The organism is Amycolatopsis sp. NPDC059235, assembly GCF_042754125.1.
Classification (GTDB): Bacteria; Actinomycetota; Actinomycetes; order Mycobacteriales; family Pseudonocardiaceae; genus Amycolatopsis; species Amycolatopsis albidoflava.
This window is the reverse complement of record NZ_JBHZAG010000011.1, coordinates 108746-124406: the sequence shown is the minus strand read 5'-3', so window position 1 is coordinate 124406 and position 15661 is coordinate 108746. Positions and strand designations below refer to the sequence as shown.

The following is a 15661-nucleotide window of genomic DNA, read 5'->3' as shown; positions in this document are numbered from 1 at the left end:
CAATGGCGGCACCGCTTTTCGCCCGTCTCCGGGCAGCGGCGTACCAGGAAGGACGCGATGATGCGTGCAGGAACGACCTTGAGACGGCTGGCCGCCGCCGGCGCGGCGCTCGCGCTGGGGGCGGGGGTGGCGGCGACGTTCACCCCGGCCGCCGACGCCAGCCCGCGGCTGAGCCCGGCGTCGTGCGCCAATGCCCCCGAGGGCTACGCGAAATGCCAAGCCGTGCAACTGGTTTCGCCAGGCGCCCGGCCGGCGAGCGCGATGAGCCCGACCGACTTGCAGAACGCCTACGGCGTCGCTGGGCTGAAGAGCGGCGGAACCACCGTCGCGATCGTCGACGCCTTCGACGACCCCGGCATCGAAAAGGACCTGAACGACTTCCGGTCGCACTGGAACCTGGGCTCCTGCACCAAGGCGAACGGCTGCCTGACCGTGGTCGGCCAGGACGGCACGAGCACGCTGCCGACCAAGACCGACTCGGGCTGGGCGACCGAGATGGCCATCGACGTCGACGCGGTCAGCGCGCTCTGCCCGGACTGCAAGATCCTGCTGGTGGAAGGCAACAGCAACGAGGACAGCGACCTCGCGGCGGCCGTCGACAGCGCGGTCCGGCTCGGCGCGAAGATCGTGTCCAACAGCTACGCCGACCACGAAAGCGCGATCCCCTCGGACGCCGAGCAGCACTACAACCATCCTGGCGTCGCCATCCTCGGCGCCACCGGCGACTGGGGCAGCGAAAGCGGCGCGCAGGCCGAATACCCGGCAACCTCGCCAGAGGTGGTGGCGGTCGGCGGCACCACGCTGACCGCGTCCGGCGGCGGCTACACCGAAACCGCCTGGAACAAGACGGGCAGCGGCTGTTCGAGCAAGTTCAGCAAGCCCGCGTTCCAGAACGGGATCAGCACCGCCTGCGACAATCGGGCCACTTCGGACATTTCTGCCGACGCGGATCCCAACAGCGGCATCACGATCTACGTCAACGGCCAGCAGTCGCAGTACGGCGGCACCAGCCTCGCCACGCCGATCGTCGCCGGCATCTGGGCGCTCGCCGGAACGCCCAAGGACGGCGACAACGCCGCGACCTACCCGTACGCGCACACCGGCGACTTCAACGACGTCACCTCGGGCAGCAACGGCAGCTGCGGCACCGTGATCTGCAACGCGGGCACTGGCTGGGACGGCCCGACCGGCCTCGGCACCCCGCACGGCGTCACCGGCCTCACCCCGGGCGGCGGCACCAACGGCAAGCTGAGCGTCAGCAACCCGGGCAACCAGAACAGCGTGGTGGGCAAGGCGGTTTCGCTGAAGGTCACCGCTTCCGGCGGCACCTCGCCCTACACCTACTCGGCGGACGGGCTTCCGGCCGGGCTGGCCATCGACGGCAAGACCGGCTCCATCACCGGCACGCCGAGCGCCGAGGGAACCAGCAAGGTCACCGTGACGGCCACCGATTCCGCCGGGGCGACCGCGCAGGCTCCGTTCACCTGGACCGTCACGACGGCTCCGGTGGGCAAGCTGACCGCGAAGTTCACCACCGACTACGACTACGGGTTCGGCGCCTTCGCGCACTTCACGATCACCAACGGCGGCTCGTCGGCGGCCAACGGCTGGACGCTGGCGTTCGACCTGGCCTCGAACGAATCGCTGTCGAACACGAACCCGGGCACCGCGTCCGGGTCCACCGGGCACGTCGTGATCACCGGCCAGGACGCCATCCCGGCGGGCGGCAGCCTCACCGTGTCGCAGATCTACCAGGTGTCGGGCGGCTCGTTCACCGCTCCGGCCAACGTTTCCGTCTCCTGAACCGCTAAGAGCCGCCGTGCCGCAGGTCCCGCGGCACGGCGGTTTCCGTCAGTCCAGGCAGAATTCGTTGCCCTCGACGTCCTGCATCGGAATGCAGGATTCGTTCACCTCGTCCGCGACCAGCACCTGCACGATGGACGCGCCCAGCGCGACCAGCCGATCGGCCTCGGCCTTCAGGACCGCCAGCCGCTCGTCGCCCACCAGGCCGGCGCCCACGCGCACGTCGAGGTGCACCCGGTTCTTCACCACGCGGCCCTCGGGCACGCGCTGGAAGTACAGCCGCGGGCCGACGCCGTTCGGATCGACGCAGGCGGACGCCGAGCCCTGATGCTCGGCCGGCAGCGAGCGGTCGAACTCCGCCCAGTCGGCGAACCCTTCCGGCGGTGGCGGCATGACATACCCCAGCGCCTCGCACCAGAAGCGCGCGACGCGCTCGGGTTCCGCGCAATCGAAAGTGACCTGGAACTGCTTGACCGACCCCATGCGCTCACCTTACCGGCGAGCGGCGGCCAGCGCCGGATCCCGTCCGGCGGCGAGGTCGTCCGGGGCGAAAACCGGGACCTTGACGTCCGGGCTGATGCCGCTGCCGTCGTACGTGCGGCCGTGCGGGTCGAGGTACTCCTCGTTCGGCAGCGCCACCTTCCAGCCTTGCTTCGGCAGCGTCCGCTCCAGCATGTCCGAGAAAGCGCCCTGAGTGGACTGTCCGATCAGGACTGGTCGTGGATGCCGGTTCAGCAGCGCCTGCAGGAAGGTCTCCCCCGCTGAGACGTCCAGGCTGCCGGTGAGCACCATCAGCGGGCCGGTGTAGTGCGGCGCTGGGGCGGGTTGCACGAAGAACGGTTGCGGCACGGTGAACCTCGCCGGGTCGTCCGGATCGTTGCGGGCGCGTTTGGCGTAGGCGAAATGCGGGACGTCCGTCAGCCGCGCGGCGACCTGCAGGCCCAGCGGATCGTCTCCGCCGCCGTTGACGCGCAGGTCGAGGATCAGGCCGCGCAGGTGGTGCACCCGGTCGGCGGTGAAGATCTCGTCCAGCGCTTTCGCCAAGACCTTGCTGCTGGCGGCGAAAGTGTCGGCGTAGTCGTGGAATCCGCTGATGCGCAGGTATCCGCGGCCATTCGGCAGATCGGCGTAGGCGATGGCTCCGTCGGCCCACCGCTGAATCGGTGCGCCGAGATTCGCGTCGGCCACGGCGATCGCGCGCGGGACAGTCGTTTTCAGATCCGGAGTGCCGGGGCGGGGCGACGAGCAATGCTGATCTCCCGCGAGCAAGCCGACATGAGCGTCGTGCAGCGGGCGGATCAGTCCACATAGGACATCGAAGAGCCGCTCGGGATGCGCGGCCACCTCGCGGCGGGCAGCGTCCCCTTCGGACTTCCAGTCGACGCCTTTCGCTGGGAAAAACGGGTAGTTCTCGGCAAAACTGTGCCAGAAGACGTCGAACACGTCGGCAGCCGGAGCCTGGCAGGCGGTCGGCAATCCGCCGGGAACACGACGCAATGACCGCACGCCCAGGTTGTCGTCGAAAGTCATCCTGCCAGCGCGGATGGTGACGACGGAGCCCTCGTTGGTCGAAAACCTTGTGCCGTCGCCAGTTCCGGAAAGCGCGCCCGGCAAACAGCTGACCTTGGTGACGTCGTAGGTCGTCAGCTTGCCGCCGGACACTTGGACCAACTGCCCGTACCCGTCCGTCCGCCAGACACCGTCCACAGTGGATGCCGGAGCCGCGGTCACCGAGAGCATCGTCAAGCCCGCCAGGAAGATTCGCACGAGCCGAGGGTAGAAAAATGCCGGGGGCGCGCGGAATACCGCACGCCCCCGGCACCGTGGTGGGGTTGCCCCTACCCGTGGCTCAGCCGAAGAAGACTTCGGCTTCCTGGTACCGCTCCAGCGGAACGGTCTTCAGCTCGGCCGTCGCCTCGGACAGCTTCACGCGGACGATGTCGGTGCCCTTGAGCGCCACCATCACGCCGAAGTCGCCGTCGGCGACCGCGTCCACCGCGTGCAGGCCGAAGCGGGTCGCGAGGACCCGGTCGTACGCGGTCGGGGTTCCGCCGCGCTGGACGTGGCCGAGCACGACCGCGCGCGATTCCTTGCCGGTGCGCTCGGTGATCTCGTCGGCGAGCCAGTTGCCGATGCCGCCGAGCCGGACGTGCCCGAAGGCGTCCTTCTCGCCGGTCAGCAGCTTTTCCTCGCCGCCCTCGGGCAGCGCGCCCTCGGCCACGACGATGATCGGCGCGTACTCCTTCTCGAAGCGCTGCTCGACCCACTGCACGACCTGGTCGACGGAGAACTGCCGCTCCGGCACCAGGATCACGCTCGCGCCGCCGGCGAGGCCGGAGTGCAGCGCGATCCAGCCCGCGTGCCGCCCCATGACCTCGATGACGAGCGCGCGGTGGTGCGATTCGGCCGTGGTGTGCAGCCGGTCGATCGCCTCGGTGGCGATGGAGACCGCGGTGTCGAAACCGAACGTGTAGTCGGTGGCCCCGAGGTCGTTGTCGATCGTCTTGGGCACGCCGACGACGCCGATGCCGTCGTCGGTCAGCCGCTTCGCGACGCCGAGGGTGTCCTCGCCGCCGATCGCGACCAGCGCGTCCACGCCCTGGTCGGCGAGCACCTTGCGGATCTTGTCGACGCCGCCGTCGACCTTGTACGGGTTCGTCCGCGACGACCGCAGGATGGTGCCCCCGCGGGTGAGGATGTCCTCGACGTCGGCGAGGCCGAGCGGCCGGCTGTCGCCGGTCAGCGTGCCCTGCCAGCCGTTGCGGAAGCCGACGAACTCCCAGCCGTGCACTTCGACGCCCTTGCGGACCACCGCGCGGATGACCGCGTTCAGGCCGGGGCAGTCGCCGCCCCCCGTCAGCACACCGACACGCATCTGTTGCCTCCGTCTTTCCTCGCAGGGAGAGTGCAGTCACAGTCCGCGGACAGCGTAGCGGCTTTCATCTGGATCGGTGCAGGGCGGACCACCTGCCCAATCCGGTCCAGGCCGGGTGGTCTGAACGGTGTGTTACCTTGGGGCTGTGCAGCGCTATTTCTGGTTTACGAAGCCGGCCCCGGGTGGGCACGGCGGCGTGAACCTGCGCTGACCTCCACCCCCGAGCCGGATCTCGAACCGGCTCGGCGATTCTCCCGCGGGTCGGTGTCCACCAGGAAGGACCACCCGCACATGAACACCCCCCTCGTCGCCGCCCCCGCCGACGCGAGCACCCTGGACAACCGCCGCACCACTTCGGTCAGTCCCCTCATCTCGCCCGCGTTGTTGCGCGAAGACCATCCCGTGGACGCCGCCGTCGCGAAAGTGGTGCAAAACGGCCGCACGGAAACCGTCGACATCCTCGACGGCCGCGACGACCGCCTCGCCGTGATCGTCGGCCCGTGCTCGGTCCACGACCCCGAAGCCGCCCTCGACTACGCCCGCCGCCTGGCCGCCAAGGCCGAGACTCTGCGCGAAGACCTGCACATCGTGATGCGGGTGTACTTCGAAAAGCCGCGCACCACGCTGGGCTGGAAGGGCTTGATCAACGACCCGGACCTCGATGGCACCTTCGCCGTCAACAAGGGCCTCCGCCTGGCCCGGAAACTCCTCCTGGACGTCTCCGAACTGGGCCTCCCGGTCGGCTGCGAGTTCCTCGACCCGATCACCCCGCAGTTCATCGCCGACATCGTCACCTGGGGCTCGATCGGCGCCCGCACGGCCGCCAGCCAAGTCCACCGCCAGCTGTGCAGCGCCCTGTCCATGCCGGTCGGCATCAAGAACTCGACCGAAGGCGACATCCAGGTAGCGGTAGACGCGACCCGCGCCGCCGCCGCGTCGCACGTCTTCCCCGGCATCAACGTCGACGGCCTGGCCGCCCTGGTGACGACCTCCGGAAACCCGGACTGCCACGTCATCCTGCGAGGCAGCTCCGCAGGCCCGAACTACGACCCGGCGACCGTGGAGGAAACCCTGGCCCGCCTGGCGAAGTCGGGTTTGCCGGAACGCCTGGTGATCGACGCGAGCCACGGCAACAGCAACAAGGACCACGTCCGCCAGTCCGAGGTCGTCCGCGACCTGGCCGGCCGAATCGCCGCCGGAGAACGCGGAATCGCCGGCCTGATGCTGGAAAGCAACCTGGTAGCCGGACGCCAAGACCTGGTGCTAGGCCAGGCGAGCGAGCTGACCTACGGCCAGTCCATCACCGACGCCTGCATGGACTGGAACACGACGGAAGACCTGCTCGACACCCTCGCGACCGCCGTCCGCACCCGCCGCCACTGACCCTCACTCGCCGAGCCCGTCCGCAGCGCCCCAATGTGGCATTGGGTGCATCTGACGCACCGAACGCCACATTGGGTGCATCGCACGCACCCAATGCCACATTGGGGCGCTAGCCCCACTCACCAACCCGCACCGCTGCACCCAACGATCGAGGCACCCAGCCCCTCCCCCGCACCCCGATACGAAGCCTCCCTGCGGTCTGGGGGTGCTTGTCAAGGCATCTTTCCCGCCTTGACAAGCACCCCCAGACCGTCAGCACAATCAAGCTTCGGGGTGCCCCACGCACGCCAGGGCGCAATGTCGCCGCCAGGCGACGAGCCACCCCCTACCGAACAAACTGCTCATTCATGATCAAAAACGCGCCCAGCCCATGGAAATCATTAGTCAGCCGTCTGCGCGCGAAGTAGAAATTCAGATCCCCGACGTTCGTCCCCTCACAAATATCGGCGATATTAGTCAACCCATCCGCCCCAACAGACACCTTCTGCAACACCCCGACATACCCGCGCTGCGCGACCGAGGCATAAGACGCAGGCAAATACCCACGTTCAATCGCCCGGGAAACAGTGAACGCGTACATCGAGGACGCGGACGTCTCCAGCCAGTTCCCGGCATCCCCGCCGTGGTCGACCACCTGATACCACCGGCCGGTCCGCAGATCCTGGAACCGGCGATAGCCCTCAGCGAGGAACTTGACGATCCCGATCAGCTCCGGCCGTCGCGGATGGTCCGCGGGCAGCACCTCGAGGATGTCGATCGCGGCCATCCCGAACCAGCCGATCGCACGAGCCCAATGGAAGCTGGAGTGCTTGCCGGGACCGGTCGCCCACGACTGGGTACCGCTTTCGTCATAAGCGTGGTAAATCAGGCCCTTCGCAGGCTCCTTAAGATGTCCGAAGTAGACGGAGAGATTCTTGGCCGATTCCTCGTAGCAGTACTCCGGATCGTTGAAAACCTTGCCGTACAACGCGAGGAACGGCTGCGCCATGTACACCCCATCACCCCACAGCTGGTGCTGCCGGCTGACCGCGTGCCACATCCCGCCGTCACTCGTGCGTGGGTAGGTCTCGAAGCGTTTGCGCAGCTGGTCGGCGGCTTTGCGATACTTGGCATCGCCGGTTTCGTTATACAGCAAGGGAAGCATCTGACAGGCACGCATCGAGTCGAGACTGCTGAAGCTGTTGGAGATGCCGTCGGCGGTGATGAAACGGTCGTACCAGGCGATGACGTAGTCGAGGTACTTGCGTTCCTTCGTTCGCCGGTAGAAGAGGTACTGGCCGTAGAAGTAGAGGCCGAGCGGGTAGCTCCAGCCGCCGATGGACGCCGGGGTATAGCGCTTCATGGTGGAGTCGATGACGGCGCGGGACCAGGCGCGCGCGGTGCCCGCCGCCGCGATCCCGGGCAGCGCGAGCGTGCCGAGCGCCGCCGCGGTCCCGGTCAGTACCGATCTTCTCGAGAGGGACATGCGGTGTCCTTCCTGCTGTCGGCGGCGGCGGGAAAGAGGTGTCGAACGACCTCTACTCGCCGGTCGAGCGGTCCGGCAAGGTTCCTGTCCGGGTTGTCCGCCGTGATCGCTGGATAGGCGCAGCGGGCCGTCCGGTCAGCGGGAACCTGTCCGCAATGGACACCCGAGCCGGGCGATTAGCCGATATGTCGACGTAACCTGGACGGTTCCGGCCAAACGGGGCGCGCCGACACGGTGCCGCCGTCCGGGTAGGAGGGCTCGGCAGCGATACCCTGACCGGCGTGGGTATCTCGGCGTGGATCTGGTTCGTCATCGCCGCCGTCGCGCTGGTGGCGGGGCTCGGCCTGCTCTTCGCGGACCGGGCCAGGGAAGGCTCGCGCAACCGTGAGCGGCAGCGTTGGGCCCAGTTGCGCGGCTGGCAGTTCGTGGAAGAGGACGAACGGCTGCCCCGGCAGTGGTCGGGGGGCGCGATCGGCTACTTCGGAGCCGACGCGGCGGTGAACGTCGTCGCGGGCTCCACCTTCACCTCCGACGGCCGCCGTCCGGTGTTCATCTTCGACATCGAGTCGCAAGGCCAGGTGCCCGCGGTGGTCGTGGCCGTGCGCTGCAACAAGACGCACCGGGTGCCGGTCGAGATGTGGCTGTCGAGCGTGCCCTTCCAGCGCGAGAACATGCCGGAGATGCTCGGCCCGATCGGCCAGCGTTACGCCTTCGCCGACGATTCCGAGGGTGCCCGCCAGGTCATCACGCAGGACTTGGTGGACGCGGCTGACCAGCTGGGCGGAGACGTCGGCGTGGCGTGGCTGGAGAACGAGTGGGTGCTGGCGAGCGTCGTGCCGGGTGCCGGGCCGTCGCGGCTTGAGCGGCTGCTGCGGGATCTGGGCGAGATCGCGGACATCGTGGACCCGTTTGACGAGGATTACGACTCGAACCGCACGTGGACGCCCGCCGCGGGCACCCAAGCCCCTTCACCGGCGGACACCCAGGCGACGCGGCCGGTCGACACTCGCGCGGTGGACACGACGGCTCCTTCTCCGGCGGACACGCGGGCTACAGAGCGGCAGCCTTCGCCGCCCGCGCCGCGAACTCCGCCGCCGGGCGGTGGCGCGACTCCGGTTTCACCGGCGCGTCCGGCGGAACCTGAGCGCGGGGAAGACGGCTGAGAGCCTTGAGACGGGAACCGCCCGGTCGCGTTGCTGCGGCCGGGCGGTTTCGCGTTCGGGGCCTGTGCTGAAAGTACGTGAGGGGAACCCTGAGGGACTCTGAGTCCGTCAGGGTTCCCCTCACGTATCGCCGGGCGGGTGGCCCGCGCCGCGAACGGTCCTCCAAACGCCGTGAAGGACCGTCCGAGTGTCAGACTCGCGAGACGCTCAGCGTGTCTCCGGTCTCCAGTTCAGGCAGGTCCACCCGCACGGTGTCCCCGTCTCGGACCTCGCCGGACAGCAGCTGCTTGGCCAGCTGGTCCCCGATCGCCGACTGCACCAGCCGACGCAGCGGGCGCGCGCCGTAGATCGGGTCGAAGCCGTTCAGAGCCAGCCATTCCCGGGCACCGTCGGTTACCTCGAGGTGCAGGCGGCGCTGGGCGAGCCGCTTCGCCAGCCGGGCGACCTGGATGTCCACAATGGACGTCAGTTGCTCGGTGCCGAGTGCGTGGAAGACCACGATGTCGTCCAGCCGGTTCAGGAACTCCGGCTTGAACTGGCGTTGCACGACCTCCATCACCGCGTCGCGGCGCTGGCGTTCGTCGAGCGACGGGTCCGCGATCGCTTGCGAGCCGAGGTTCGACGTCAGGATCAGGATGGTGTTGCGGAAGTCCACCGTCCGGCCCTGGCCGTCGGTCAGCCTGCCGTCGTCGAGGACCTGCAGGAGCACGTCGAACACGTCCGGGTGCGCCTTTTCGACCTCGTCCAGCAGTACCACCGTGTACGGGCGACGCCGGACAGCCTCCGTCAACTGGCCGCCCTGGTCGTAGCCGACGTAGCCCGGAGGCGCACCCACAAGCCTGGCCACCGAGTGCTTCTCGGAGTACTCGCTCATGTCGATGCGCTGCATCGCGCGCTCGTCGTCGAACAGGAACTCCGCCAGTGCCTTCGCCAGCTCGGTCTTGCCGACCCCGGTCGGGCCGAGGAACAGGAACGAGCCGGTCGGCCGGTCTGGGTCGGCAACGCCGGCGCGCGCCCGGCGCACGGCGTCCGCGACGACCTGGACTGCCTGGTCCTGGCCGATGACGCGGCGGTTCAGCTCCTCCTCCATCCGGAGCAGCTTGCCCGTCTCGCCTTCCAGCAGACGCCCGGCCGGAATGCCGGTCCACGCGCTGACCACGTCGGCGACGTCGTCCGCGCCCACCTCTTCCTTCAGCATGACGTTCTGCTTGCTGGCCTCGTTCGCGGCCATCGCGGCCTCGAACTCCTTCTCCAGCACCGGAATCCGGCCATACCGCAGCTCGGCGGCCTTGCCCAAGTCGCCGTCGCGTTCGGCGCGTTCCGATTCGCCGCGCAGTTGCTCCAGTTGCTCCTTCAGCTCACGGACGGTCTCGATCGAGCCCTTCTCGTTCTGCCAACGCGCGGTCAGCGCGGTGAGTTCCTCGCGCTTCTCGGCCAGTTCGGCGCGAAGGGCGGTCAGCCGTTCCAGAGAAGCCGCATCGTCCTCTTTGGACAGTGCCATCTCCTCGATCTCCATGCGCCGCACGGCCCGCTCGACCTCGTCGATCTCCACCGGCCGCGAGTCGATCTCCATGCGGATCTTCGACGCGGCCTCGTCGACCAGGTCGATCGCCTTGTCCGGCAGGAACCGCGCGGTGATGTAGCGGTCCGACAGCGTCGCGGCGGCGACCAGCGCGGCGTCCGTGATCCGGACCCCGTGGTGCACCTCGTAGCGTTCTTTCAGCCCGCGCAGGATCGCGATGGTGTCCTCCGGCGACGGCTCGCCGACCAGCACCTGCTGGAAACGACGCTCCAGCGCCGGGTCCTTCTCGATGTGCTGGCGGTACTCGTCGAGCGTGGTCGCGCCGACCATCCGCAGCTCACCACGGGCGAGCATCGGCTTGATCATGTTGCCCGCGTCCATCGCGCCCTCGCCGGTCGCGCCCGCGCCGACGATGGTGTGCAGCTCGTCGATGAACGTGATGACCTGGCCCGCGGAGTCGGTGATCTCCTTGAGGACAGCCTTCAACCGTTCCTCGAACTCGCCGCGGAACTTCGCGCCGGCCACCATCGACCCGAGGTCGAGTGCGACCACTCGCTTGCCCCGCAACGATTCCGGCACGTCGCCCGCGACGATCCGCTGGGCGAGGCCCTCGACGATCGCCGTCTTGCCGACGCCCGGTTCGCCGATCAGCACCGGGTTGTTCTTGGTACGCCGGGAAAGCACCTGCACGACGCGGCGGATCTCGGTGTCGCGGCCGATGACCGGGTCGAGTTCGCCCGAACGCGCCCGCTCGGTCAGGTCGACGCCGTACTTCTCCAGCGCCTTGAACGTGCTTTCGGGATCCGCGCTGGTGATCCGGGCCGACCCGCGCACCTTCGCGAACGCCTCGCGCAGCGCGTCCGGCGTGGCCCCGTGCCGCTTGAGCAGGTCCGCGACCTGGGCTCCCTCGGTGGCGAGGCCGACGAGCAGGTGCTCGGTCGACACGTACTCGTCACCCAGTTCGGTGGCGAGCTTCTGCGCCTGCGTGAGCGACTTGACCGCGGGCGTGTCGAACTGCGGCGTCGACACGGTCGCGCCGGTCGCCGACGGCAGCCCGTTGATGATCGGCTCGAGCTCCTTGTGCACGGTCTCCGGGTCCGCCCCGACCGCGGTCAGCAGCGGCGCGGTGGTCCCGTCACCCTGCGCCAGCAGGGCGCCCAGCAAATGGGCGGCCGACACGTGCGGGTTGCCGGCCACGGTGGCCGCCTGCGCCGCGGACGAGATCGCCTGCTGGGTCTTCGTGGTCGGGTTGAAAGCGTCCATCCCTCACCTCATGCGTTCGTGGAAATACCTGGTGACAGGCCCGACCAAGGCCCGTCGACAGGTATAACGTCAGCAAAGTTGAGTCTGTTCCGCTCAACTCTGAATTGGTGCCACCGCGGCCGCGGGCAGCCTCGGTCCCAGCCTGCCGAGCCCGAGCGCGGCAAGGCAAGCGCAACCCCCGACCAGGACCCAGGGTAACCACGCCGCCACGGAAAACAACGACACGATCGCTGGAGCGAGCACCTGAGCCACAGTGAACGCGTATTGGAACGCGGCAAGGTAACGGCCCTTCGCTTCGGGCGGCGCAGCGGCCTCGGCGAGCGCGCCGGAGCGCGGCCCGAACACCAGGTCACCGGCGGCGAACACGAGCGTCGCGGCGAGCAGATACGGCACTTGCCAGCTTCTCGGCACCAGCAGCACGCCGACGCTCGTCAGGCACCACGCGGCGAACAGCGCGGAACCGGCCCGCATCGCGTTGATCCGGCTGAGGCCCCGCGTGAGCCGGAGCGCGACCGTGCCGCCGGCGCTGGTCAGCACGGTCAGCAGGAACAAGATCGCGCCAGGCAGCCACGTCGGCGCGTGCAGGCGGTCGAGCACGAACACCGGGGTGCCGATGAGGAAGAAATCGAGCGACAGCCCGAACAGGCCGCTCAGGAGGATCAACGTCAGGTACGGCCGGTTGCGCAGCACCCCGCTTCTCACCCGGACCACCGGCGCGAACCGGCGGCCGGGAGGGATGAACACCGCGACGAGGCCCGCCGCCGCGAGGAAAGTCAGCACGTCCACGACGAGCGCGACGTTGTAGCCGTGGTCGCCGAACCAGGTGAGCAGCGCCGACGACATCAGCCCGCCGAGCCCGAATCCGCCCGCGCGCACCATTCCGACTTCGGCGAACGGCCGATCCTTCGGCACGTCTCCGGCGACCTCGGAGATGAGCGCGAACAGGCAGCTGTAGAACAATTGTTGGCCCGCACCAAGAAGGATGGCGGCCACCACAACGCCGCCGATGCCGTGCGCGAACAAGTACGCGCTGGTTCCGGCAGCCTGCAATAGTTGCGCCGCAAGAACTCCGGCTCTCGGCCCGGCGCGGTCCACCAGCCGTCCGGCCAGCGGCGGCATGAGAAGCCCCGCGGTGGTGCCCAAAGTGACTGCCGTGCCCGCTTCGACGAGCGGGATTCCGATCACCCGCGTCACGTAAAGCAGTGCGAGCGGAAGAAAAAGTCCGGAACCGAAGTTGTCGATCCCCATAGCCAGCAACATCGCGACCCTGCTTCGCGTCACGATTCGACGCTACCTCTGGGGAAGGGGGACGAGGCAGGGCCGGGAGGGCGCATCGCTCGGCGGCAAATGCCACTCCCAGTAGAAAGCTCGTGAGTGTCCATCCCGCCTTGAAGCGGGACAAACACTCACGAGCCCCTTTAGTCGACGCTGAGTGTTCCTTGGTGCCTAACGAACTCTCGCTCCACAGCTTCGCTCAGCTCGACATCATGCTGTGCGGCCGCACCATCGCCGACCGTCATCGGTTCCGCGTGCGGCGTGTATCCGTGTGCAGACACTGTGAGCGTGTACGCGCCAGCTTCGATTCCCGCGAAGCGGTACGCGCCGTCGCCGCCCGCGATGTGCGTCGCGGTGACAGTGCCCAAACGGTCAGTGAGAGTCAGCACTGCGCCTGCGACCGCGGCGTGCCGACCGGCCACGCGTACGCGGCCTGAGATGGCACCCTGGCTGTCCAACAGCAAGTCGTGCCAACGCGCGTTGCCGTTAAGCCGCACGGTCGACACCGCGGGCCGCGTCGAGCCGGCTGTCGCGAGAAGGACGTGCTCTCCCACGGTGTTCGCCGACAACTCGTACGCGCCGGTACGTCCCGTACGCCCGACATCGACCTGACGCCCCGCCATGTCAGTGAGCGTAAGCACGACACCGGACACTGGACGACCGCCCGCGTCGAGAACCCGGCCGCGCAGCACGGAGGTCATCTCGACCGGAGCTTCGGCCACAGTCACCGCCTCGACCGAGACGGCAGCGGCTGCCGGCGCGTCCGCGTCGAGCGTCCGGCGCAGCGGAATCTCCTTGATGAACAGCACCGCGAGGAAAGTGACCACGGCGATGCAGCCCGCGACGAAGAACACCGTGCCGGTCGCGTCGCCGAAGGCCCCGCGCACCACCGGCTGCAGCGCCGGGGGAAGCGACGAGATGGCGAACGTGCCGCCACCGCCGGAAACCGCGCCGCCAGTGTGAATGCCCATCTGCGAAAGGGAGTTCGCGATGTTCGTGGCCACCCGGGCGGCCAGCACCGCACCGAGCGCGGACACGCCGGCCGCGCCGCCGAGCGACCGGAAGAACGTGACGACCGAGGACGACGAGCCGATGTCCTTCATCGCCACCGTGTTTTGGACTACCAAAACCAGGTTCTGCATCAGGAAGCCCAGCCCGATGCCGACCAGCGCGAGGTAACCGCCCATCAGCGTCAGGTTCGTCGCGTGGTCCACCGTCGAGAGCAGGAACAGCCCGGCCAGCAGCGAAATCCCGCCCGCGACCATGAACGGCTTGGTACGCCCGGTGCGGGAAATGATCTGCCCGGCTCCGGTGGAAGCGACCGCCAGACCGAGCACCATCGGCAGCGTCATCAGACCGGCGTGCGTCGGCGAGAAGCCGCGCGCGATTTGGTAGTACTGGCCAAGGAACACCGAACCGCCGAACATCGCGGTGCCGACCGCCAGCGAGGCGAGCACGGCCAGCGTGAAGGTGCGGTTGCGGAACAGCCGCAGCGGAACCACCGGCTCCGCGACCCGCGATTCGACGAGAACCGCCAGCGCCAGCGCGACAATCGCCCCGCCGACATACGCGGCGCTCGACCACGAAACCCAGCCGAAGCTGCCGCCCGCCAGCGAAACCCAGATCAGCAGCAGCGCGACGCCGCCGACCAGCAGGGTCGCGCCCAGCCAGTCGATCCGCACCTTGCGCTTGAGCACCGGCAGCTTCAGCGTCCGGCCGAGCACGACGAACGCGATCACCGCGATCGGCACGCAAACCCAGAAGCACCAACGCCAGCCGAGCGGGGAGTCCACGATCAGGCCGCCGATCAGCGGGCCGGAAACGGTGGCGACGGCGAACACCGCGCCGGTGTAACCCGAGTACTTGCCGCGGTCGCGCGGCGCGATCATCGCCGCGATGACGACCTGGATCAGCGCCTGCAGCCCGCCGAGCCCGATGCCCTGCAACGCGCGGTAGGCGATCAGCTCGGGCATCGACTGCGCGATCCCGCCGAGCGCCGAGCCGACGGTGAAGACGACGATCGCGATTTGGTACAGCAGTTTCTTGCTGAACAGGTCCGACAGCTTGCCCCAGATCGGGGTGGTCGCGGTCGACGTCAGCAGCGTCGCGGTGACGACCCAGGTGTACTCGCTCTGCGAACCGTGCAGATCGGCGAGGATCGTCGGCAGCGCGTTGGACACGATGGTCGACGACAGCAACGCCACCAGCAGGGCCAGCAGCAGGCCGGTGAAGGCCTTGAGGATTTCCCGGTGCGTCATCGGCTGCCCGGAAGCGGTGGTTTCCACTATTCGCTACTTCACTTTCCCGCGTGCGGGGCCTGGCCGGCGCAGTACCCGGACGGGCCGAGCGTCGCGCGCAGACCTTCGTTCAATTCGGCGAGCTGGGAGGTGAGGCCCTCGATCCGCGCCTCGTCCCAGCCGCCCAGTGCCGTCTCGAAGAACTCGAGATACTGCTTCCGCCACAGTTCGAGCCGCTCGAGACCGGCTTCGGACACGCTGATCAGCGACGCGCGCCCGTCCTCGGGGGCGGGGCGGCGCTGGATCAGCCCGGCGGCCTGCAACTGGGCGATCTGCCTGCTGATCACCGACAGGTCGACCAGCCTGCGCTTGGCGACCTCGGACGGACGGGCCTCGCCGTGCTTGGCGAGGTCGGACAGCAGCATCGCCGAGGCCGGGTGGAGCCCGGGCTCGTTCTGCCACGCCTGCATGATCCACAGGTGCTGGAGCTGGGCGGACGCCTTCAGCTCCCGCAGCAGTTCGAGCCGCACGTCGTCAGCTGGGCTCATCGTTCCTCCCGGGCCGGTGCCCACTTGCTTGTATTCTACAAGTTTAAGACCAAAGGTTGCGTAGGACAACTATCTAACTGGTGAGCTGCCCCACGTCCCGACCGGCCGGTAACCCGACCGGAGCAAC

At 68.4% G+C, this 15661-nt stretch carries 10 protein-coding genes and 1 pseudogene; 3 read left to right on the top strand and 8 right to left on the bottom strand.

Going from position 1 to position 15661, the window contains the following annotated elements:
* The first annotated feature begins 60 nt into the window (after positions 1 to 60).
* Positions 61 to 1803 (top strand): putative Ig domain-containing protein, encoded by a 1743-nt coding sequence (locus ACFXI3_RS10775; protein WP_378399381.1) that lies wholly within the window; start codon positions 61 to 63, stop codon positions 1801 to 1803.
* A 48-nt stretch (positions 1804 to 1851) separates the two neighbouring features.
* On the opposite strand, the gene ACFXI3_RS10770 is transcribed toward ACFXI3_RS10775, so the two are convergent.
* The 3 genes from ACFXI3_RS10770 to ACFXI3_RS10760 all read right to left on the bottom strand — a co-directional run bounded on the left by ACFXI3_RS10770 (position 1852) and on the right by ACFXI3_RS10760 (position 4678).
* Complete coding sequence (locus ACFXI3_RS10770) at positions 1852 to 2286, bottom strand: VOC family protein (protein WP_378399380.1); 435 nt, start codon at positions 2284 to 2286, stop codon at positions 1852 to 1854.
* A 9-nt stretch (positions 2287 to 2295) separates the two neighbouring features.
* Positions 2296 to 3570: a S41 family peptidase gene (locus ACFXI3_RS10765; protein WP_378399379.1), complete on the bottom strand. Its 1275-nt coding sequence runs from the start codon at positions 3568 to 3570 to the stop codon at positions 2296 to 2298.
* 82 nt (positions 3571 to 3652) lie between these two features.
* Entirely contained in the window at positions 3653 to 4678 is a 1026-nt protein-coding gene (locus ACFXI3_RS10760) for a 6-phosphofructokinase (RefSeq protein WP_378399378.1), read from the bottom strand.
* A 291-nt stretch (positions 4679 to 4969) separates the two neighbouring features.
* On the opposite strand from ACFXI3_RS10760, the gene ACFXI3_RS10755 reads away from it, so the two are divergent.
* A complete protein-coding gene (locus ACFXI3_RS10755) occupies positions 4970 to 6061 on the top strand; it encodes a 3-deoxy-7-phosphoheptulonate synthase (RefSeq protein WP_378399377.1) in 1092 nt (363 codons plus the stop codon).
* Between the two features lie 325 nt (positions 6062 to 6386).
* Here ACFXI3_RS10755 and ACFXI3_RS10750 read toward each other — a convergent pair whose 3' ends face one another.
* A complete protein-coding gene (locus ACFXI3_RS10750) occupies positions 6387 to 7526 on the bottom strand; it encodes a glycoside hydrolase family 105 protein (RefSeq protein WP_378399376.1) in 1140 nt (379 codons plus the stop codon).
* A 281-nt stretch (positions 7527 to 7807) separates the two neighbouring features.
* Between ACFXI3_RS10750 and ACFXI3_RS10745 the strand changes: the two are divergent.
* Positions 7808 to 8488: pseudogene (locus ACFXI3_RS10745) on the top strand (hypothetical protein); the annotation flags it as partial.
* A 391-nt stretch (positions 8489 to 8879) separates the two neighbouring features.
* Here ACFXI3_RS10745 and clpB read toward each other — a convergent pair.
* The 4 genes from clpB to ACFXI3_RS10725 form a co-directional block, all read right to left on the bottom strand.
* Positions 8880 to 11474, bottom strand: coding sequence for an ATP-dependent chaperone ClpB (gene clpB, locus ACFXI3_RS10740; RefSeq protein WP_344287558.1), 2595 nt, complete (start codon positions 11472 to 11474; stop codon positions 8880 to 8882).
* Positions 11475 to 11567: 93 nt separating this feature from the next.
* Positions 11568 to 12755, bottom strand: a complete 1188-nt coding sequence (locus ACFXI3_RS10735; RefSeq protein WP_344287560.1) for an MFS transporter — start codon at positions 12753 to 12755, stop codon at positions 11568 to 11570.
* A gap of 137 nt (positions 12756 to 12892) precedes the next feature.
* A complete protein-coding gene (locus ACFXI3_RS10730) occupies positions 12893 to 15007 on the bottom strand; it encodes an MFS transporter (RefSeq protein ID WP_344287645.1) in 2115 nt (704 codons plus the stop codon).
* A 38-nt stretch (positions 15008 to 15045) separates the two neighbouring features.
* A complete protein-coding gene (locus tag ACFXI3_RS10725) occupies positions 15046 to 15534 on the bottom strand; it encodes a MarR family winged helix-turn-helix transcriptional regulator (RefSeq protein WP_378399375.1) in 489 nt (162 codons plus the stop codon).
* Between the last annotated feature and the right edge of the window lie 127 nt (positions 15535 to 15661).